The following is a 19,332-nucleotide window of genomic DNA, read 5'->3' as shown; positions in this document are numbered from 1 at the left end:
CTGGCGCGGCAGGATGGTACGCGTGACGACTCCAGAGGCGACCGGTTACCGGATCGAACGCGACTCGATGGGCGAGGTGGAGGTGCCCGCCGAGGCGCTGTGGCGGGCGCAGACCCAGCGCGCGGTGCAGAACTTCCCGATCTCCGGCCGAGGTATCGAACCGGCCCAGATCAAGGCGCTCGCGCAGATCAAGGGCGCGGCGGCAGAGGTCAACGGCGAGCTGGGCGTGATCGACGCCAATGTGGCCGCGGCGATCGCCGCCGCCGCCGCGCACGTGGCCGACGGCGGCTACGACGACCAGTTCCCGGTCGACGTGTTCCAGACCGGTTCCGGCACGTCGTCCAACATGAACGCCAACGAGGTGATCGCGACCCTGGCGAGCCGGGAACTGGGTTCGCCTGTGCACCCGAACGACCACGTCAACGCCTCCCAGTCCAGCAACGACGTCTTCCCGTCCTCGATCCACCTGGCGGCCACCCAGTTCATCGCGGAGGATCTGCTGCCGTCGCTGACCCACCTCGCCGAGGCGCTGGAGGGCAAGGCCGCCGAGTTCGAGACGGTGGTCAAGGCGGGGCGTACCCACCTGATGGACGCCACCCCGGTCACCCTCGGGCAGGAGTTCGGTGGGTACGCCGCCCAGGTCCGCTACGGCATCGAGCGGTTGGAGGGGGCGCTGCCCCGGCTGGCCGAGCTGCCGCTGGGCGGCACGGCCGTGGGCACCGGGATCAACACGCCGCTCGGCTTCGCCGCCGCCGTGATCGGCAGGCTCCGCGAGTCGACCGGGCTGCCGCTGTCCGAGGCCCGCAACCACTTCGAGGCGCAGGGCGCCCGCGACGCGCTGGTGGAGACCTCGGGGCAGCTACGCACCATCGCCGTGGGTCTCTACAAGGTCGCCAACGACATCCGCTGGATGGGCTCCGGCCCCCGTGCCGGCCTGCGGGAGCTGCGCATCCCCGACCTCCAGCCCGGCTCGTCGATCATGCCGGGCAAGGTCAACCCGGTGGTGGCCGAGGCCATGCGGCAGGTCTGCGCGCAGGTGATCGGCAACGACGCGACGGTCGGGTTCGCCGGCTCGCAGGGCGACTTCGAGCTGAACGTCATGCTGCCGGTGATGGGTCGCAACCTGCTGGAGTCGATCCGGCTGCTGGCCGCGGCGAGTCGGCTGTTCGCCGATCGCCTGGTGGCCGGCCTGGTCGCGGACGCCGAGGTCTGCCTGGCGTACGCCGAGGGCTCGCCGTCGATCGTCACCCCGCTGAACCGCTACCTCGGGTACGACGAGGCCGCCTCGATCGCCAAGGAGGCGCTGGCCAAGCAGGCGTCCATCCGGGAGGTCGTGATCTCCCGAGGTCACGTCGACTCGGGCAAGCTCACCGAGGCCCAGCTCGACGAGGTGCTCGACCTGCTCCGGATGACCCACCCCTGACCGGGTGCCGGGCGCTGCTCACGCCCGGCGCAGTGCGGAGCGGCCCGCGAATCGCGCCGAATCGCCCAGCTCCTCCTCGATCCGGATCAGTTGGTTGTACTTCGCCGTCCGGTCGGAGCGCGACAGCGAGCCGGTCTTGAGTTGACCGCAGCCGGTGGCCACTGCCAGATCCGCGATTGTGGTGTCCTCCGTCTCGCCGGAGCGGTGCGACATGACCACTGTCCAGCCCGCCCGGTGGGCCGTGGCCACCGTGGCCAGCGCCTCGGTCAGGGTGCCGATCTGGTTGACCTTGACCAGGACCGAGTTGCCGACGCCGGTGCGGATGCCCTCGCGCAGCAGCGTCTCGTTGGTGCAGAACACGTCGTCACCGGTGAGCTGGCAGCGGTCACCGACGCGGGCGGTCAGCTCGCGCCAGCCGTCCAGGTCGTTCTCCGCCATCGGGTCCTCGATGGAGACGATCGGGTAGGCGTCGATGAGCGTGGTCAGGTAGTCGGCGTGCTCGGCGGGGGTGCGGCGCACTCCCTCGCCCGCGTAGTCGTACACGCCGTCGCGGAAGAACTCCGATGACGCCGGGTCCATCACCAGGCCGATGTCCGTGCCGGGGCGGTAGCCGGCGCCCTCGATGGCGGCCAGCACGAAGTCCAGCGCCTCCTCGGCCGTACGCAGCTGGGGCGCGAACCCACCCTCGTCGCCCACACCTGTGGAGTGCCCGGCGGCCAGCAGGTCGCGGCGCAGGGTGTGGAAGACCTCGCTGCCCATCCGGACGGCTTCGGCGAAGGTGTCCGCGCCCACCGGAACGATCATGAACTCCTGGAAGTCGAGCGGGTTGTCGGCGTGGGCGCCGCCGTTGACGATGTTCATCATCGGCAGCGGCAGCAGGTGGGCGTCGGCACCGCCGAGGTAGCGGTAGAGGGGTTGGCCGTGGGCCGCCGCGGCGGCCTTGGCGACGGCGAGGGAGACGCCGAGGATCGCGTTGGCGCCGAGCCGGGACTTCGTGGCGGTGCCGTCGAGGGCGATCAGCGCGGCGTCCAGACCCGCCTGGTCTGCCGCGTCCCGGCCGCGCACGGCCGTTGCGATCTCCCCGTTGACGTTTGCCACCGCGCGGTCGACGCCCTTGCCGTGCCAGCGCGTGGGGTCTCCGTCGCGCAGTTCGACGGCCTCCCGGGCCCCGGTGGAGGCGCCCGAGGGGACGGCGGCCCGACCCAGCGAGCCGTCCGCCAACCTGACGTCGACCTCGACAGTGGGGTTGCCCCGGCTGTCGAGGATGCGGCGGGCGGTGACGGTCTCGATCGCGGCGGTGACAGTTTCGGCTGCGTGTGCGGCTGTGTGTGCGGACATGGGAGGTCCTTTTCCGTTGCCGTGTGCCGTGGCCCCAGCTGCGACAACGCTGGCGCTGAGCCCGACAGCGGCAAACCCTACAGCAATGCTGCTCAGTCATGCTGAACAGCCCCACTGAACAGTATTGCTGTGCAGGTCAGGTGACCAGCAGCGCTGACGAACGGGGTAAAGTGCCGTGTGCCCACCTCGGAAGCCGCCGCCATCGCCGCCGAACTGCGGACCGCGATGGGCAAGCTCACCCGCCGGGTCAAGCACGAGGACCGCATCCCGCTCGGTCAGATCGCCGTGCTCGGCGCACTCGACCGCGACGGCGCCATGACCACCAGTGACCTCGCCGCCGACCAGCGCGTACGCCCCCAGTCGATGGCTCGGGCGGTGGGCCTGCTCCTGGAACAGGACCTGGTCACGCGCCGGGCGCACCCCACCGACGGCCGCAAGTCGCTTGTCGAGCTGTCGGACGCGGGTCGGGCCGCGCTGGAAGCGGAGCGCAACCGCCGGGCCGGTTGGCTCGCCCAGGCCATCGAGGCCGAACTCACCGACGAGGAGCGGGCGTTGCTGGCCCGCAGCGCCGCCCTGCTGGAACGGCTCGCCATGCGCTGAGCGCTCCCCTCGATGGCGGGGTTGCCCGCGACATCGGCGGCGATGGGGCTGCTCGCGGCGATGGGCTGTCCGCGACGATGCGGCTGCCTGGCGGCGAGCGTCAGGGTTCGGGCAGTGCCGCCCAGCCGAGGAAGCGCACGTAGAGCGCTGCGGGGTCCGGGCCGTCGTGCGGGTTGAGCCGGTACAGGTCCGCCGCCGCGTCGTGCAGGACGGTGCACAGGTAGATGCTCAATGCGATCCGGTCGTGGGCGTACTCCTGCCGAAGGGTGAGCCGCGCGACCGCGCACGGCCAGGGCCCGGCGCAGACCCGGCAGAGCCAGAGCGGACGCAGCGGCAGGTGCGGTCGACGAGGCGTCGTCGCGCGGTCGTCCGGGGCGGTCCGGGACATGGTGTGGGGTTCCTTTCGAGCTGAGTCCTCTGGCGTCATCACCCCGCGAACCGCCTCGCGTCGGCTGCCACGTCGCCGAGATCGTGGCCGATCGCGCCAGAACCGGCCGCAATCCGCCTCAGCCTTCGAGATCTTGGACAGTTTCCGTCAGCCGCTAACGGAAACTGTCCAAGATTTCGAAGAGTTGCCGAGCACGCGCTCGAATGGCGCGTCACCGCCCCGAGATCGCGCCGGATCGGGGTGCGATCGCTGTGGCTGGGCGGTGTGGTCGGGTTGGACGGTGCGGCCCGGGCGGTGTGATGTCGGTGGGTGGGTGGGACCGCCCGGCACGGGGGAGCGGGCGGTCCCGTGCGACTCCGCCGGGCCCGGGGGACGGGGAGCGGCGCCGCGCTTCACAGTCTGGTGATCAGGCGACTACGGTCGGAAGGGTTTGGCTCCGTCGTCGTTGCCACCCTGTTCGCGGGCGGTGACGTCGGTGGCGGCCGGCTGGAGTTGATCGCCGGCGTGGTGGAGGACGGCAGGGCATGGCCGATGGACAGATGACGGCGGCGGCGTTCCTGGTCGCGGAACTGCGCCGGGCACGCGCTCGCCGGGGCTGGAGTCAGGACGAGCTGGCCAAGGCGGTGAACTACTCGCCGTCGATGGTCAGCGCCGTCGAGTTGGGTCAACAGGCGCCCACTGCGAAGTACCTGGAACTCGTCGACCGCGCCCTGGACACCGGCGGCCTCTTCGGCCGCATGTCCACCGAACTGGTCAGCCTGGACCGGGCGCAGCCCTGGCTACGCGGTTGGCAGGCGATCCTTGAGCAGGCGCGCATGGTCCGGTGGTACGAGCATTGCTACGTACCGGGGCTCTTCCAGACGGAGGCTTACGCGCGGGCGGTCTTCGAGGCGGGCGGCCTGCTCGCTCCCGACGAGGTCGACAGGCGACTAACCGCCCGGATGGAGCGTCAGGAGCTGCTGCACAGCGAGCGTCTGCCGCAGATCGTGGCGGTGCTGGACGAGGCGGTGCTGCGGCGGCGAGTGGGCGGTCGGAAGGTGATGCGCGACCAGACGCTGCACCTGGCGAGCATCGCCACGGGGCACCCCCGGGTCCGGCTGCACGTGGTGCCGCGATCCGCCGACGAGTACCCGGGGCTCGGCGGGCAGTTCGCGCTCGCCATCCTGCCCGACGGCACGGAGGTGGCCTATCTTGAGTGCCAGGTTCGCGGCCAGGAGCTGGACCAGCCGAAGGATCTGTTGCGGTTGCAGCGGGTCTGGGAGGCTACCTTGGGCGAAGCCCTGCCCCCACAGGCATCCATCGAGCTGATGAACGAGGTGGCCGAGTCGTGGAGTTGAGCGGCGCTCGCTGGCGCAAGAGCAGCCGCAGCAACCAGGACAACATGTGTGTCGAGGTGGCTACGAATCTTGGGGACGTGGTCGGGGTGCGAGACAGCAAGGACTCGGACGGGCCCGTGCTGGTGGTCGACGCGTACTCCTGGCGGCTCTTCGTGGTCGCGCCCCCGCGCTGACGCGACCGCCTGGCCCGCGACGGCGGTCGGGGGTGGTAAACGGCTCGACGGGGTCAGTGGATGGCGGGATGATCCCGTCATGGGTGGCGATGACCTGGTTCCTCCCGGGACCGAGCGGTTGCGGTTGCGGCGGTTGACGGTGGCCGATGTGGACGCGTTGGTCGAGTTGGACGGCGACCCGGAGGTGATGCGTTTCCTCACCGGCGGCGTCGCCACCCCGCGCGCCACCGTGCGGGACGAGCAGGTGCCGAGGCTGCTGGCGCAGTACGAGCGGCATCCCAGGCTCGGTCGCTGGGCGGCGCTCGACCGGGCGGGCGGTGACTTCCTGGGTTGGTTCGCGCTCGACCCGTCGGAGGACGGCACCGAGGCCGAGCTGGGCTACCGGCTGCGGCGCTCGGCGTGGGGGCGTGGCCTGGCCACCGAGGGGTCGCGGGCGCTGGTCCGGTACGCCTTCGACGTGGTGGGCGTGCGTCGGGTGTGGGCCGAGACGATGGCGGTCAACGAGCGGTCCCGTCGGGTGCTGGCGAAGGCCGGACTGCGGCACGTCCGCACCTTCCACCTTCAGTTCGACGACCCGATCCCGGGGACCGAGCACGGCGAGGTGGAGTACGAGCTGCGGGCCGACGTCGCTCAGGAACGGCCGGCGGCCCTGCGGGCACGGTAGGCGGTCACCGCCGCGCGGTTGCCGCAGCCGGCCTCGCAGAACCGCCGCGACCGGTTTCGGGACAGGTCGACGACCACGTTGTCGCAGTCCGGGTACTCGCAGATCCGCAGCCGGCTCAACTCGCCCGTCCGGACCAGGTCGGCGATGGCCATCGCCGCCTCCACCGCCATGCGGGTGGCCAGCGGCGCGTCGCGGGGCACGGCGTGCAGGTGGTACGGCTCGTCGTCGTGCTCGATGAGCTGCGGTATCGCCCGGTGCTCCAACAGCAGGGCGTTGACGACGGCGACGATCTCGGCCGGTTCGGCGTGCCAGATTCGGCGCAGCCGGGGCCGCAGCTCCCGCACGGCGCGCAGCTCGGCGTCGGTGTGCTCGTGCCGCCCGCTGTAGGCGTGCCTGTCGAAGAAAGCGTCAAGCGCGGCGACGTCGGGCAGCAGCTCGCCGTCGCGGCCCGCGGTGTTGACAAGCGCGGTGGCGGCGATCAACGAACATTCGGTGTCATGAGCGAATAGCAACTTGACTCCTGTCACGGTGGCCGCCTAGCGTCATGAGCACAAGGATAGTTTGCCCATGACACCGTGTCGTCCCGAGGAGTCCGAGATGCAGTCACGACCCGCCGTCGGCGCCGCGCTGGCACTGCTCTCCGCTGTCACGTTCGCCACCTCGGGCACCTTCGCGCGGTCGCTCATCGAGGCCGGCTGGTCGGCCGAGGCCGCAGTGATCGCCCGGGTCGGCGTGGCCGCCCTGGTGCTGGCGATCCCCGCCCTGCTGTCGCTGCGCGGCAGGTGGCACGTGCTACGCAGCAACAGCGCGGCGGTCGTGTTGTTCGGGCTGCTCGGGGTGGCACTGGCGCAGGTGTGCTTCTTCAACGCCGTGCGCTACCTGCCGGTCGGCATCGCGCTCCTACTGGAGTACCTGGGCATCATCCTCGTCGTGGCCTGGATGTGGCTGCGGCACGGCCAGCGTCCCCGGCGGCTCACCGTGGCAGGTTCGGCAGCCGCCCTGTGCGGGCTGGCGTTCGTCCTGGACATCACCGGCACCGCAGGCTTCCACCCCGTCGGCCTGCTGTGGGGGCTCGGCGCCGCGTTCGGCCTGGCCGGCTACTTCGTGCTCGCCGGTCGGGTCGACCCCCGGCTGCCCTCGGTCGCCATGGCCAGCGGCGGCATGGCCGTCGGCGCCGCGGTGCTGCTTCTCATCGGGCTGACCGGTCTGCTGCCCCTGCGTGCCACGTTCGGCCAGGTCAGCTTCGCCGGGCACCGCACCACCTGGCTACTGCCCATCCTCGGGCTCACCCTGGTCGCCGCCGTGATCGCGTACCTGACCGGCATCGCCGGCTCCCGGATCCTCGGCCCCCGGCTGTCGTCGTTCGTCGGGCTGACCGAGGTGCTGTTCGCGGTGCTGATCGCCTGGCTGTTCCTCGACGAACTGCCCACCGCCTGGCAGCTCTTCGGCGGCGTGCTGATCGTCGCCGGGGTCGCCCTGGTGCGCCTCGACGAGCTGCGCGGCACACCCGCGGCCGCCACCCAGGAGCCCACGTTGACGGCCAGCAGCCGGTGAGAGAGTGGACGCCATGCTGACCACAGTGGTGTTCGACGCCGACGAGACCCTGCTGGACCTGCGGCCGGCGGTGACCGGCGGGCTGGTGGCCGTCCTCGACGAGATGCGCCGCCGTACGCCCGCCGCGGCCGGCGTGACGCTCGCCGAGCTGGAATCCGACTGGGACGCGGTGTTCGGCAGGCTGAGCGCGGCCCCGGTGTTGGAGATCCGCCGCGCCGCGCTGGCCCGATCGCTGGCCCGCGCCGGGCTCGCCGGCCACCTGGACGAGATCGCCGCGCTCTTCTTCGCCCGCCGCTTCGCCCTCACCCGGCCCTTCCCGGACGTCCCGCCGACGCTTGCCGCGCTGCGCACCCGGTACGCGCTGGGCTTCGCCACCAACGGCAACAGCCGCGCCGAACGCTGCGGGCTCGCCGGCGAGTTCGCCTTCGAGTTGTACGCGCACGAGAACGGCCTGCCCAAGAAGCCCGACCCGGAGTTCTACGCGGCGGTGGTCGAGGCCGCCGGGGCCCCGGCCGGCCAGATCGTGTACGTCGGTGACTCGTGGGAGCACGACGTGGTGGCGCCCCGGCGGGCCGGCCTGCGATCGGTGTGGCTGAACCGGTACGGGCTGCCCCGCCCGGCCGGGCCCACCCCCGACGCGGAAGTGTCCACCCTGGCGGATCTGCCGGTGGTCCTCGCGGACCTGTCGGCCGGATCACCCGCACTGAACTGAGCGGATGAACGAGAGATTCACCGCCATAACGGACGTTCACCTGGCGTAAAGCTGGCGAGTGTTGTGTGATGGCTGCCACGTCCCTCAACGAGAGGATTCGATGTGGTGAGCAAGCGCTTCACCGCCGGCGCCGTCGCGACCGCGGCAGCACTGGCACTGACGGCAGCGGGCCTGGGTGTACCGGCCAGCGCCGCGCCGAGCACCTCCCGCACCTTCACTGTCGTCGCCGAGGACGGCGTTGCCGCCGACACGGCCGTCGCCGCCATCCGGGCAGCCGGTGGCACTGTGGTGTCCCGGTCCGACGAGGTAGGCATGTTCCAGGTCACCAGCGACCGGGCCGACTTCGCGGCTAGGGCGACCGCAGCCCCCACCCTGATCGGCGCGGCCGAGCAGAAGGTGATCGGCCGCAAGCCCAAGCTGGACCGGGTCGAGCAGGAGCACCTGACGGCTGCCGGTGCTGCCGGTGCTGCCGGCGCGGCCGCGAAGAAGGGTGCCAAGCTGGACCCGCTCGATGAGAAGCTCTGGGGTCTGGAGATGATCCGGGCCGACAAGGCCCGCAAGATCGAGCCTGGTGACCGTCGGGTGACCGTCGGCGTCCTGGACACCGGCGTCGACGCCAGCAACCCGGACATCGCACCGAACTTCAACTGGTCGTTGTCGCGCAACTTCGCGCCCGACCGGATCGACGTGGACGGCGCCTGCGAGGTGGCGAGCTGCCTCGACCCGGTCGGCACCGACGACGGCGGGCACGGCACCCACGTGGCCGGCACCATCGGCGCCGCAGCCAACGGCTTCGGCCTCTCCGGTGTCGCCCCGAACGTCTCGCTTGTCGAGCTCAAGGGTGGCCAGGACTCCGGCTACTTCTTCCTCGACCCGGTGGTCAACGCCCTCGTCTACGCCGGCCGGTCCGGGATCGACGTGGTCAACATGTCGTTCTACGTCGACCCGTGGCTCTACAACTGCACCGCCAACCCGGCCGACTCGCCCGAGGCCCAGGCCGAGCAGCGGGCCATCATCAAGGCCATGAAGCGGGCGCTGGTCTTCGCCCACAACAAGGGCGTCACCCTTGTCGGCGCGCTCGGCAACAACAACGAGGACCTCGGCGCACCCCGTGCCGACACCACCAGCCCGGACTACGGCGCCGACCCGTACCCCCGGCCGATCGACAACAACAGCTGCTGGGACCTGCCCACCGAGGGTCCGCACGTCATCGGCGTCTCGTCGCTCGGCCCGTCCGGCAAGAAGTCGGACTTCTCCAACTACGGCACCGAGCAGATCTCGGTCGCCGCGCCGGGCGGTTGGTTCCGGGACGGCTTCGGCACCGACTCGTACCGTACCGACGCCAACATGATCCTCTCGTCGTACCCGAAGCACGTGCTCCAGGAGGAGGGCTCGGTCGACGCCGACGGCAACATCGTCGCCGGCTTCGAAGAGTCCGTCTTCAAGCAGTGCAAGGCCAACGGTGAGTGCGGCTACTACACCTACCTCCAGGGCACCTCGATGGCGTCCCCGCACGCCGCCGGCGTCGCCGCGCTTATCGTCAGCCGGTACGGCAAGCCGCAGGGCCGGGGTGGCTTCGGCATGGCCCCGGACCTGGTCGAGCAGCACCTCTACCGCACCGCGGCCGAGCACGCCTGCCCGGAACCGCGCCTCCAGCAGTACCGCAATGAGGGCCGTGACGAGACCTACGACGCGTACTGCGCCGGTGGGGTCAACTTCAACGGCTTCTACGGGTACGGGGTCGTCGACGCCTACGCGGCGGTGAAGACCCCGCTCAAGCCGAACGCCCGCCCGTAAGACACCACCTCGAGGCCCGGTCGACAACTGTCGATCGGGCCTCGCTCGTGTCGGGCCGCGCCCGTGGTGGGCGCGGCTCGTGGTGGGCGCGGCTTGATCGACTCGGGTTCCTTGAAGTCGGGGTGTCGGTGCCCGACGGACCGGGCGGTTTTCAGGAAGGCGAGATGACCAAGCCTCCTGGGACGCCTCTGGGAGATCACCGGCGCCAGCCGCGGGCGACAAGCGCGGCGCGTACCTCGCCGAGCACCGCCGGGAACTCGGCGTGCAGACGACGGCTGGTCACATGCAGCACCAGCCAACCCGCACCGACGAGCAGATTCAGCCGCCGTCGGTCGCGGTGCAGTTGATCGGCGTCCGCGTGCCACTGCCCGTCGTACTCGACCGCCACCCGGAACTCCGGCCACGCCAGATCCGGGTGTAGGACGACGCCGTTCGGCAGGCGTACCGGATGTTGAACGCTGGGACGCGGCAGCCCGCCGAGGACCAGTCGCACTCGCAACTGCGATTCAGGTGGAGACTGGGCCCCGGCGTCAGCCAGATCGAAGAGCCACTGGGCGCGTCGGCCACCGGGCATGTTCGCGTTGCGGGCGGCGATGACGGCCAGCTCGTCCCGGTCGGTCAATCCTCGTCCGAGCAGTGAGTCGATGATCGCGACCGCACGGATCGGATCGAGCCAGACGGCCGTCTCCCAGGCTGCTCGACCGGGGTCAGAGCGGGGAATCGAACCACCCGGACCGGCGACGGGCCTCGGGGCGGGGGCCGTCATCAGTCCATGGCTCGGTCCGGGCGCCGCAGCATCCTCTCGGGGCGGCGGCCCTGCCGATTGTGGAGCGGCGCCGACATTCGGTGGCTGCCCCGGTACCGCCGGCCGCGCCGTGCCTGTCGTGCCCGTCGGGCCTGTCGTGTTCGGTGGACGTGTCGTGTCCGGGCCTGCCTCGTTCGGTGGACGTGTCGTGCCCGCTGGGCCGGCAGTGTCCGGAAGACGTGTCGTGTCGCCCGGATGCGGCAAGCCCGGCGGGCGTGCCGTGCCTGGTGGGCGGACCGTGCTCGGTGGGTGAGTGGTGCCTGGCGGGTGGGTCCTTTTCGTCGGACGGCTCGGGCCCGAGGGAATCTTCGCCGCCAGCCTCGGCTCAGGGTGCGTGAGGGGAGTGAAAGCGTTGACGTGGACGCGGAGGCCGCGCTGTGCGCCGACCCGCAGTCGCCGGGGAACGAGGACGTGCACGTCGTCGGTGAAGGAGGCGGCGTGTTCGATGCCGTGCAGGTACGCGGCCGACGGGCCGCCGATCACCACGCCGGGCGGGAGTCGCAGGAGGGTGGCGCGACAGGCCAGTGCGTGGTCACGGTCCAATCGCGCATCGGCGTAGACGTCGTGGCGCAACCGCACCCAGGCGGAGTTGCGCAACTGGTGTTCGCTGAGAAGGCCGGCCCGGACAGCGTCGGAGCCACGGAAGACCTGCCAGGTGAGGGCATCGGGTCGGTACGGACGAGGTGGCATGTCGAACAGCGTGCGGACCCCGAACCGCCCGCCGAAACCCCTGTGGACAACCCGGCCCAACCCTCCGTTGACCCCTGTGGACAACCGTGAGCCCACTGGCCGATCGTGGTATGGCACCCAGCGGTGATCGACTCGCGTTCCTGGAAATCGGGCTGTCGTTGGTGCTGGGATGCCGCGCTTTCCATGAACCCGAGTCGATCAAGCGGCCGGGCGATCAAGCGGCCGGGCGGTCAAGCGGCCGGGCGATCAAGCGGCCGGGCGGCCGGTCAGCGGAGGGCGGCGGTGACCGCTGTGGCGGCCGCGAGTACCTGGGGGCCGACCAGGTCGACGTCCAGCGGGGCGAGCGCGACCACGCCGACGCTGGCCTCCAGGCCTGGTACGCCGAGCACCGGCGCGGCCACCCCGTACGCCCCGGACTGCAGTTCCCCGCTGCTGCTCACCGGCTCGGCGACGCCGCCCCGGCCGGCCAGGATGGCCCGTCCCGCCGCTCCTCGGTCCAGGGGATGCCGGGCTCCGGTCCGGTACGCGACGTGGAACGACGTCCAGCTCGGTTCGACCACGGCCAGGGCGACACCCTCGCCGCCCTCCACCACCGTCAGGTGTGCGGTGGCGCCGGCCTGCTCGGCGAGCCGGCGTAGTGCGGGCATCGCCCCCTCGGCGAGCAGCGGCTGGGCGCGTCGGGCCAGGTGCAGTACCCCGACGCCGAGGCGGAGCCGGCCGTCGCCGTCACGGCGCAGCATGCCGTGCCCGGTCAGCGGGCCGACCAGCCGGTAGACGGCCGCCCGCCCGATGCCGAGCCGCGTCGCCACCTCGGTGACTGTCAACCCGGCCGGCGCGTCGGCGACCAGGTGCAGCAGCCGCAGCCCTCGGTCCAGCGTCTGCGCCATCTCCCCGGCCCGCCCGGCGACGGCATCGGCTCGGTCGGCGACGGCATCGGCTCGGCCGGCGACGGCATCGGCTCGGCCGGCGACGGCATCGGCCCGGCCGGCGACGACATCGGCCCGGCCGCCGACGACATCGGCTCGCCCGGCGAGGTCATCGGCTCGCCCGGGTCGGCGCCGTGGAGGTAGGCCTTCACCGCCGGGGACAGCGGGTGGCTCGGCGGGATGTGCGGTCGCGTCCACGCCTGGCAGCGTACGACCCGGCACCGGCCGACCCGGAACAGCGCGGACGGCTACCCTTGTACGGTGACGCTACGCCTGTATGACACCGCCACCCGATCGGTGCGGGACTTCGTCCCGCGGGAAGCCGGCAAGGTGGGGGTCTACCTGTGTGGTCTCACCCTCCAGGCGCCGCCGCACATCGGCCATCTTCGCTCGGGCGTCAACTATGACGTGCTGCGTCGCTGGCTGGTGACCGCCGGCTACGAGGTCACGTTCATCCGCAACGTTACCGACATCGACGACAAGATCCTGGTCAAGGCGGGGGAGCAGGGTCGGCCGTTCTGGTCGATCGCGTACGCCAACGAGCTGATCCTCGCTGAGTCGTACCGGGCGTTGAACGTGCTGGCGCCCACCTACGAGCCGCGCGCCACCGGGCACATTCCGGAGATGCACGAGCTGATCACGAAGTTGATCGCGGACGGGCACGCCTACCCGGCCACCGACGGTTCCGGTGACGTCTACTTCGACGTGGCGTCCTGGCCGGCGTACGGGTCGCTGTCGGGTCAGTCGCCGGACGCGATGCAGTCGGCGGGCGACGCCCCCGATCGGGGTAAGCGGGACCCGCGCGACTTCGCCCTCTGGAAGGGCGCGAAACCGGACGAGCCGGCGGACGCGTACTGGCCGTCGCCGTGGGGGCTGGGCCGTCCCGGCTGGCACATCGAGTGCTCGGCGATGTGCTGGCGCTACCTCGGCCCCGAGTTCGACATCCACGGCGGTGGTCTGGACCTGACGTTCCCGCACCACGAGAACGAGATCGCCCAGTCCAACGCGGCCGGGCTGCCGTTCGCGCGCTACTGGGTGCACCACGGGCTGCTCAACATCGGCGGGGCCAAGATGGGCAAGTCCGCCGGCAACGCGCTCGACCTGGCATACGTGGACTCGCTCGGGGTGCGGCCGGTGGAGCTGCGTTACTACTACGCCGCCGCGCACTACCGTTCGGTGATCGACTACTCGGAGGACTCGCTGCGCGACGCGGCCACCGCGTACCGGCGGATCGAGGGTTTCGTGCAGCGGGCCGTCGAGCGGGTGGGCGCCGGGCGGTTCGGTGAGCTGCCGGCCGGCTTCGTCGCGGCGATGGATGACGACCTCAACACGTCCGCCGCGCTGGCCGTGTTGCAGCAGCACCTCCGCGACGGCAACACCGCGCTGAGCACCGGCGACGATGTGACCGTCCGCACCACCCTGGCCGCGGTACGGGCGATGCTGGATATCCTCGGTGTCGACCCCCTCGATGAGGGCTGGACCGGTGGCGGCCGCTCGGACGATCTGCGTGCCGTGGTGGACTCCCTGATCGCGCTGGCCCTGGAGCAGCGCGCGCAGGCCCGGGGCCGCAAGGACTGGTCCGCCGCCGACGCGGTACGCGACCAGCTCAAGCTGGCCGGCGTGGTGGTCGAGGACACCCCCCAGGGCCCCCGTTGGACTATTGGAGAGCAGGACTGATGGCCGGCAACTCGCAGCGCCGTGGCCGGCGACTGACGCCGAAGGCGGGTGCCCCCAAGGGCTCCGGCGGCAAGAACAAGGACTCCCTCACCGGGCGCGGGCGCACCCTGCCCGCCGACGAGCGACCCTGGCACAAGGGTTACTCGGGCACCGAGAAGCTGCCGCAGCGCACCGCCTGGAAGCAGGACAAGGAGCGCCGGGCGGCGGCCGAGGAGGGGCGTGCTCCCAAGATCGGCCAGCCGGGCAGCAAGGACACCACCTGGGGCAGGGGCGGTGGCCGTGGCGTACCGGCGAGTCGTGGTGGCTCGGCGGCACGGGGTGGCCGGCCGGCCGCCGGCCGAACCGGCCCTCGGGTCGCGCCGGGGCGCAAGTCCAACCCCTCCAAGGACACCCCGGAGCTGCTTGTCGGGCGCAACCCGGTGCTGGAGGCGCTGCGCGCCCAGGTGCCGGCGACGGCGCTCTACGTCGCCCAGGGCATCGACATGGACGACCGGATCAACGAGATCATCCGGACGGCCGCCGACCGGGGCATCGCCAACCTGGAGATCAGCCGCGCCGAACTGGACCGGATGACCGGCGGGGTGCTGCACCAGGGCGTCGGGTTGCAGGTGCCGCCCTTCGCGTACCAGCCCTTCGAGGACATGGTCGCCGCGGCCCTGGAGCAGCAGGCGCCGCTCCTGGTGGCGCTGGACGGGGTCACCGACCCGCGCAACCTGGGCGCGGTGATCCGTTCGGCCGCCGCGTTCGGCGCGCAGGGTGTCTTCGTACCCGAGCGGCGGGCTGCCGGGATCACGGCGACCGCCTGGCGGACCAGCGCCGGCGCGGCCGCGCGGGTGCCGGTGGCCCAGGTCACCAACCTGACCCGGTCGCTGAAGGCGTGCCGCGACGCCGGCTTCATGGTGGTCGGCCTGGACGCCGACGGCGACACCGACCTGTACGACCTGGAGGCCGCTGTCGGCCCGCTTGTGGTGGTCGTCGGCTCCGAGGGGCGCGGGTTGTCCCGGCTGGTCGGGGAGACGTGTGACCTGACCGTCAGCATCCCGATGATCTCCGAGGTGGAGTCGCTCAACGCCAGCGTGGCCGCCGCGGTCACGCTCGCCGAGGTCGCCCGCCGCCGCTCGGTCGAGCTGTAACGACGTAGACGAGGCCCCCTCCCGCCTGGTGCGGGAGGGGGCCTCGTCGTCAGATCTGGTGCAGCCAGGCGACGAAGAACAGCGCCCCGGCCACCGCGATCAGCAGCGTGGTCGGAAGCAGCCAGGCCGGTGTGCGCTCCCCGTCGAGACGGCGGGTCAGTCGCTGGTGCACGGCGGCGATGCCGATCAGCGCGGCCAGGCCGGCGGCGGCCATCGGCAGGCCGACGAGGAAGTGCGCCAGCCACGCGCCGGCCCGGGTCGGACCGCCCCAGGAGTGGTCGTACGGGCCGCGGTCGACGATCCCGTACAGCATGCCGCGCAGCACCAGCAGCAGCTGAACGCCGAGCGGTAGCAGTGCCACGAAGCCGAGCAGCAGACTGAGCAGTCCGTGGCCGAGCACCGCGACCGGGCCGGGTCGCCGGTCGGGTGTGGGCGTCGGGGGTGCTCCGAGCAGTCCCGTGCGCAGTCTCCGCCACCGCGCGGCGGCCGCATCGGCGCCACCCACCGGGGCGGTCACCAGAGCGACCAGGGCGACCGGCACCAGCGTCGCACAGTAGGCGAGGCTGCGGCCGGTCAGGCGTGCCGTCCGGTCAAGCCGGGAACGGGTGATCGGGTGAGCGGTGGCGGACACGGCGTCTCCTCGGGTTGGGCGTGCCGCGACGCTACGGCCGCGACGCACCCGCCCGAGTCACCCTCCAGAGCCACATCCACGCTGGCACCGAGGGGTGAGAAGCCATCCCGGGTACGACGAAAGGGGCGGCCCGCCGAAGCGGACCGCCCCTTTCCGGTACGGCGTTACGTCAGATCCGGCTGCCGGTGGCGGCGTGGAAGACGTGGCTGCGGCCGGTGCGCGGCTTGACGAACACGGTGTCACCCATGTTCGGCATGGTGCGCCGGTCGGTGCGGACGACGAAGCGCTCCGAGTTGCCACCAAGCGCCGCGTGCCCGTAGACGTTGGCGTCCGAGCCGAGGTCCTCGACCAGCTCGACGACGACAGGCATGCCGCCCTCGGTCGGGCTGACCAGGTCGCAGTCCTCCGGGCGGAAGCCCACGGTCACCTTGCCGTCGCCGCCCTCGGCGCGGGCCGCCGCGACCTGCTCGCGGGAGAGCGGGATGTGCAGCTCGGCGAACTCGGCGCCCTGCTCGTTCAGCGGAACGGTCTTGATGTTCATGGCGGGGGAGCCCATGAAGCCGGCGACGAACACGTTGGCCGGGGTGTCGTAGAGCGCCCGCGGGGTGTCCACCTGCTGGAGGACACCGTCGAGCAGCACCGCGACCCGGTGGCCCATGGTCATGGCCTCGACCTGGTCGTGCGTGACGTAGACAGTGGTGACGCCCAGCTTGGCCTGCAGCGAGGCGATCTGGGTACGGGTCTGCACACGCAGCTTGGCGTCGAGGTTCGACAGCGGCTCGTCCATGAGGAAGACCTGCGGCTCGCGGACGATCGCCCGGCCCATCGCGACACGCTGACGCTGACCGCCGGAGAGCGCCTTCGGCTTGCGGCTGAGGTACTCCTCCAGCTGGAGCAGCCCGGCCGCCTCCTTGACCCGCCGGTCGATCTCCGACTTGGAGGTCTTGCGCAGCTTGAGGGCGAACGCCATGTTCTCGTACACCGTCATGTGCGGGTAGAGGGCGTAGTTCTGGAAGACCATCGCGATGTCGCGGGCCTTCGGGGGCAGGTGGGTCACGTCGCGCTGGTCGATGTAGATCGAGCCGGCGTCGACGTCCTCCAGGCCGGCGAGCATGCGCAGGCTGGTGGACTTGCCACAACCGGAGGGGCCGACGAGAACGAGGAACTCGCCGTCGCCGATCTCGAGGTTCAGCTCGTTGACGGCGGGACGCTCGGTGCCCGGGTAGATCCGGGATGCCTTGGAATAGGTGACCGTAGCCATGGTGGTGCGCTTCCTCTCACCGGCAGGAACGTGCCGGACGATCCGAGTGAAGGAGCGACCGGCACGTACCCGTGCCGGTCAGCGGACGGCGGTCGGCGCCGGGGGCGGCCGTGGTGTCGTCCGTGTCACTGCACCGTAAACGGCTTTCCCCGCGCTGCCAAGGCGAGGGACCCTCGGAAGTGATCCAGTGCCCACACATTCCGGTCACTCGGGCACGGGCAGGCATCAATCGACGTCGCGCCAAGGCGGCGTGCGTCGGGTTGTTGACGTTTCCCGTGCTCGGGACCACTCGCGAGCGGGATATCCGGACGTCAGTCGCTATGCTGGCCTCGACGCACGCGCCCCTGTAGCTCAGCTGGCCAGAGCACTCGCCTTGTAAGCGAGATGTCGCCGGTTCGATCCCGGCCGGGGGCTCAGAATATTCGCCGGTCCGGCCGTCCCCCGACGGCTCGTCGGCAGCGCCGCCGGAACGGGCATCGATGGTCGGTCACTCCTATAGTTCGGGTTACCACCGACCGTCGAGGAGTCGCATGAGCCCGCTCGTCGCGATCACCGGTAGCGCCCAGGCGGACCGCGTCTACTCGCCCGCCGTCCGCGACCCGGAGGGCGCGGCTGCGGCGGCGGCCGAGCTGGGTGCGGCACTCGCCACCCGGGGGTGCCGCATCGTCGTGTACTCCGGCGATCCCGAGTACCTGGAACGGGACGTCGTGCGCGGCTACGTACGCTCCGGCCGGGCGCAGCCCGGGTCGATCCTGGTCCGTGGCCGTTACCAGCGGGACGCGGGCTTCGAGGAGGCCCAGCGGCACCCTGATCTGTTCACAGTCGTGCCCGAGTCGACAGACGACTGGGAGGTCACCTTCTACCGGTCGCTGCTGACTGTCGACGCGTTGTTGCTGGTGGGTGGCGGACGCTCGACGTTCGTCGCCGGGCTCATCGGACTGTCCCGGCGCATCCCGGTCGCGGCGGTCGCGGCGTTCGGTGGTGGCGCGGAGAAGACCTGGCAGCGCCTCAGCGGTGAGCGCGGCGTCGCCACCGAGGAGGAGGTGGCTCTGCTGGCCCGCCCGTGGCAGCCGGGCGCCGCCGAGCCGATCGTCGCCGCGCTGGACGCCCAGGTGCAGCGCCGCGCCGAGCAGGAACGCGCCGCCGGCGAGGCCGAGCGGGCCGCCGGCCGGCGTACGGTTGCCGGTCTGGTCACCGCGCTGGTCCTCCTGCTGCTCGCCCTCGCCACGATCCCGCTGGCGTACGCCGCTCCGGCCGGTGGGTGGCAGAACGTCGCGGTTCTCGTGGCCGCTCCGCTGTTCGCCTCGGTGTGGGGCGCGATCGTGCGCAACGCGTACGACGGCAGTGGCAACTGGCTGCGGGCGGCGGCGTTGGGTTCGGCCGCCGGTGTCATCGCCTTCCTGTTGTTCGTCGCGGCGCAGCTCTCCACCAACCCGGGTCTGCTCGACGGTGACGCGGCGCGGAAGTTGGTCTTCTTCGTCCTGGCCATCGGGTTCATCGGCGGGTTCACGTCCGAGGTCGTCTACGCCAAGCTGCGCGACCAGGACGTGACGCAGACGCCGGTCCTTCCGCCGGGCGGCCCGCGCTGAGTTGGGCACACGACTAGAGAGGATTCGCGATGGGTCGTTTCGTGTACTGGATGAACGTGTCCCTCGACCTGCGCATCGAGCAGGTTCCCGGGGACAACGGCGGCGGCGAGTGGCTGCGCATCGGTGAGGAACTGCACCGGGAGTTCAACGCGCGGGCCCGGGCGCTCGCGGGCATGGTCCAGGGCCGGGTGATCTACGAGACGATGGAGGAGTTCTGGCCCCGCGCACGCGAGGACGCGTCGCTGCCGGACTTCATGCGTGAGTACGGCGAGATCTGGACCTCCGCGCCCAAGGTGCTCGTCTCCCGCACCCGATCCCGCGCCGACCACGACACCCGCGTGATCGGCGGGGACGACGCGATCGAGCAACTGGCTCGCCTCAAGGCCGAAACCGACGGCACCCTCGGCGTGGGCGGCGCGACGATCGCCACGCAGTTGCTGCGGGCGGGGCTTCTCGACGAGCTCCTCCTGTTCACCCACCCGGCGATCCTCGGCTCCGGCCGGCCGCTGTTCGACGACATGGACAGGCAGATCGACCTCGACCTGATCGAGCAGCGGTCGTTCCCGGACGGCGTCACCATGCACCACTACGCCATCCGGCAGACGAGCCCGTGGTGACGCAGACGTCGGCCCCG

Annotated in this window: 20 protein-coding genes and 1 tRNA gene; 14 read left to right on the top strand and 7 right to left on the bottom strand. The window is 71.4% G+C overall.

Annotation, left to right across the window (positions count from 1 at the left end; translation table 11 throughout):
* Nucleotides 1–13 precede the first annotated feature (13 nt).
* Nucleotides 14–1,423 carry a class II fumarate hydratase gene (locus tag ACGFIE_RS23050; RefSeq protein ID WP_393297674.1) on the top strand — a complete coding sequence of 470 codons (1,410 nt, stop codon included), beginning with the start codon at nt 14–16 and terminating at the stop codon, nt 1,421–1,423.
* Nucleotides 1,424–1,441: 18 nt separating this feature from the next.
* Here the strand turns inward: ACGFIE_RS23050 and eno are convergent, their stop codons facing one another.
* On the bottom strand, nt 1,442–2,761 hold the full coding sequence (gene eno, locus ACGFIE_RS23045) for a phosphopyruvate hydratase (protein ID WP_393297671.1): 1,320 nt from the start codon (nt 2,759–2,761) through the stop codon (nt 1,442–1,444).
* 177 nt (nt 2,762–2,938) lie between these two features.
* On the opposite strand from eno, the gene ACGFIE_RS23040 reads away from it, so the two are divergent.
* Complete coding sequence (locus tag ACGFIE_RS23040; protein ID WP_393297668.1) at nt 2,939–3,361, top strand: MarR family winged helix-turn-helix transcriptional regulator; 423 nt, start codon at nt 2,939–2,941, stop codon at nt 3,359–3,361.
* A gap of 100 nt (nt 3,362–3,461) precedes the next feature.
* Here ACGFIE_RS23040 and ACGFIE_RS23035 read toward each other — a convergent pair whose 3' ends face one another.
* Entirely contained in the window at nt 3,462–3,749 is a 288-nt protein-coding gene (locus ACGFIE_RS23035; protein WP_393297665.1) for a hypothetical protein, read from the bottom strand.
* Nucleotides 3,750–4,273: 524 nt separating this feature from the next.
* Between ACGFIE_RS23035 and ACGFIE_RS23030 the strand changes: the two genes are divergently transcribed.
* The 3 genes from ACGFIE_RS23030 to ACGFIE_RS23020 all read left to right on the top strand — a co-directional run bounded on the left by ACGFIE_RS23030 (nt 4,274) and on the right by ACGFIE_RS23020 (nt 5,923).
* The gene (locus ACGFIE_RS23030; RefSeq protein ID WP_393297662.1) at nt 4,274–5,086 is read left to right on the top strand and encodes a Scr1 family TA system antitoxin-like transcriptional regulator; all 813 of its coding nucleotides are present in this window, start codon (nt 4,274–4,276) and stop codon (nt 5,084–5,086) included.
* Nucleotides 5,077–5,259 (top strand): DUF397 domain-containing protein, encoded by a 183-nt coding sequence (locus ACGFIE_RS23025; protein WP_393297659.1) that lies wholly within the window; start codon nt 5,077–5,079, stop codon nt 5,257–5,259. The genes ACGFIE_RS23030 and ACGFIE_RS23025 overlap by 10 nt, the downstream gene beginning before the upstream one ends.
* Before the next feature lie 79 nt (nt 5,260–5,338).
* Entirely contained in the window at nt 5,339–5,923 is a 585-nt protein-coding gene (locus ACGFIE_RS23020; RefSeq protein ID WP_393297656.1) for a GNAT family N-acetyltransferase, read from the top strand.
* On the opposite strand, the gene ACGFIE_RS23015 is transcribed toward ACGFIE_RS23020, so the two are convergent.
* A complete protein-coding gene (locus ACGFIE_RS23015; RefSeq protein ID WP_393297653.1) occupies nt 5,890–6,435 on the bottom strand; it encodes a CGNR zinc finger domain-containing protein in 546 nt (181 codons plus the stop codon). The genes ACGFIE_RS23020 and ACGFIE_RS23015 overlap by 34 nt on opposite strands.
* An 85-nt stretch (nt 6,436–6,520) precedes the next feature.
* On the opposite strand from ACGFIE_RS23015, the gene ACGFIE_RS23010 reads away from it, so the two are divergent.
* The 3 genes from ACGFIE_RS23010 (at nt 6,521) to ACGFIE_RS23000 (ending at nt 9,986) form a co-directional block, all read left to right on the top strand.
* A complete protein-coding gene (locus ACGFIE_RS23010) occupies nt 6,521–7,477 on the top strand; it encodes a DMT family transporter (RefSeq protein ID WP_393297650.1) in 957 nt (318 codons plus the stop codon).
* Nucleotides 7,478–7,490: 13 nt separating this feature from the next.
* On the top strand, nt 7,491–8,189 hold the full coding sequence (locus tag ACGFIE_RS23005; RefSeq protein ID WP_393298106.1) for an HAD family hydrolase: 699 nt from the start codon (nt 7,491–7,493) through the stop codon (nt 8,187–8,189).
* Nucleotides 8,190–8,294: 105 nt separating this feature from the next.
* On the top strand, nt 8,295–9,986 hold the full coding sequence (locus tag ACGFIE_RS23000) for a S8 family serine peptidase (RefSeq protein ID WP_393297647.1): 1,692 nt from the start codon (nt 8,295–8,297) through the stop codon (nt 9,984–9,986).
* Between the two features lie 196 nt (nt 9,987–10,182).
* Here ACGFIE_RS23000 and ACGFIE_RS22995 read toward each other — a convergent pair whose 3' ends face one another.
* Nucleotides 10,183–10,608 carry an endonuclease domain-containing protein gene (locus ACGFIE_RS22995; RefSeq protein ID WP_393297644.1) on the bottom strand — a complete coding sequence of 142 codons (426 nt, stop codon included), beginning with the start codon at nt 10,606–10,608 and terminating at the stop codon, nt 10,183–10,185.
* A 1,139-nt stretch (nt 10,609–11,747) separates the two neighbouring features.
* Nucleotides 11,748–12,368, bottom strand: a complete 621-nt coding sequence (locus ACGFIE_RS22990; RefSeq protein ID WP_393297641.1) for an IclR family transcriptional regulator — start codon at nt 12,366–12,368, stop codon at nt 11,748–11,750.
* Between ACGFIE_RS22990 and ACGFIE_RS22985 the strand changes: the two genes are divergently transcribed.
* The 3 genes from ACGFIE_RS22985 to rlmB all read left to right on the top strand — a co-directional run bounded on the left by ACGFIE_RS22985 (nt 12,330) and on the right by rlmB (nt 15,217).
* Nucleotides 12,330–12,551 (top strand): hypothetical protein, encoded by a 222-nt coding sequence (locus tag ACGFIE_RS22985; protein WP_393297639.1) that lies wholly within the window; start codon nt 12,330–12,332, stop codon nt 12,549–12,551. The genes ACGFIE_RS22990 and ACGFIE_RS22985 overlap by 39 nt on opposite strands.
* Nucleotides 12,552–12,668: 117 nt before the next feature.
* Nucleotides 12,669–14,084, top strand: coding sequence for a cysteine--tRNA ligase (gene cysS / locus ACGFIE_RS22980; protein WP_393297636.1), 1,416 nt, complete (start codon nt 12,669–12,671; stop codon nt 14,082–14,084).
* Complete coding sequence (rlmB, locus tag ACGFIE_RS22975; protein ID WP_393297634.1) at nt 14,084–15,217, top strand: 23S rRNA (guanosine(2251)-2'-O)-methyltransferase RlmB; 1,134 nt, start codon at nt 14,084–14,086, stop codon at nt 15,215–15,217. Before cysS ends, rlmB begins: the two co-directional genes overlap by 1 nt.
* A gap of 49 nt (nt 15,218–15,266) precedes the next feature.
* Here rlmB and ACGFIE_RS22970 read toward each other — a convergent pair whose 3' ends face one another.
* Nucleotides 15,267–15,848, bottom strand: a complete 582-nt coding sequence (locus ACGFIE_RS22970; RefSeq protein ID WP_393297631.1) for a hypothetical protein — start codon at nt 15,846–15,848, stop codon at nt 15,267–15,269.
* A gap of 169 nt (nt 15,849–16,017) precedes the next feature.
* Nucleotides 16,018–17,109, bottom strand: coding sequence for a sn-glycerol-3-phosphate ABC transporter ATP-binding protein UgpC (locus ACGFIE_RS22965; RefSeq protein ID WP_363684743.1), 1,092 nt, complete (start codon nt 17,107–17,109; stop codon nt 16,018–16,020).
* Between the two features lie 340 nt (nt 17,110–17,449).
* Here ACGFIE_RS22965 and ACGFIE_RS22960 point away from each other — a divergent pair.
* From ACGFIE_RS22960 to ACGFIE_RS22950, 3 genes are all read left to right on the top strand, one after another.
* A tRNA-Thr gene (locus ACGFIE_RS22960) sits at nt 17,450–17,523 on the top strand.
* A gap of 116 nt (nt 17,524–17,639) precedes the next feature.
* Complete coding sequence (locus tag ACGFIE_RS22955) at nt 17,640–18,698, top strand: hypothetical protein (RefSeq protein ID WP_393297628.1); 1,059 nt, start codon at nt 17,640–17,642, stop codon at nt 18,696–18,698.
* A 29-nt stretch (nt 18,699–18,727) separates the two neighbouring features.
* Entirely contained in the window at nt 18,728–19,315 is a 588-nt protein-coding gene (locus ACGFIE_RS22950; protein WP_393297625.1) for a dihydrofolate reductase family protein, read from the top strand.
* Nucleotides 19,316–19,332: the final 17 nt, after the last annotated feature.

This window comes from Micromonospora sp. NPDC049275 (assembly GCF_043197115.1).
Classification (GTDB): domain Bacteria; phylum Actinomycetota; class Actinomycetes; order Mycobacteriales; family Micromonosporaceae; genus Micromonospora.
The sequence above is the reverse complement of the archived record's forward strand: the minus strand, read 5'-3'. Positions and strand labels throughout refer to the sequence as shown.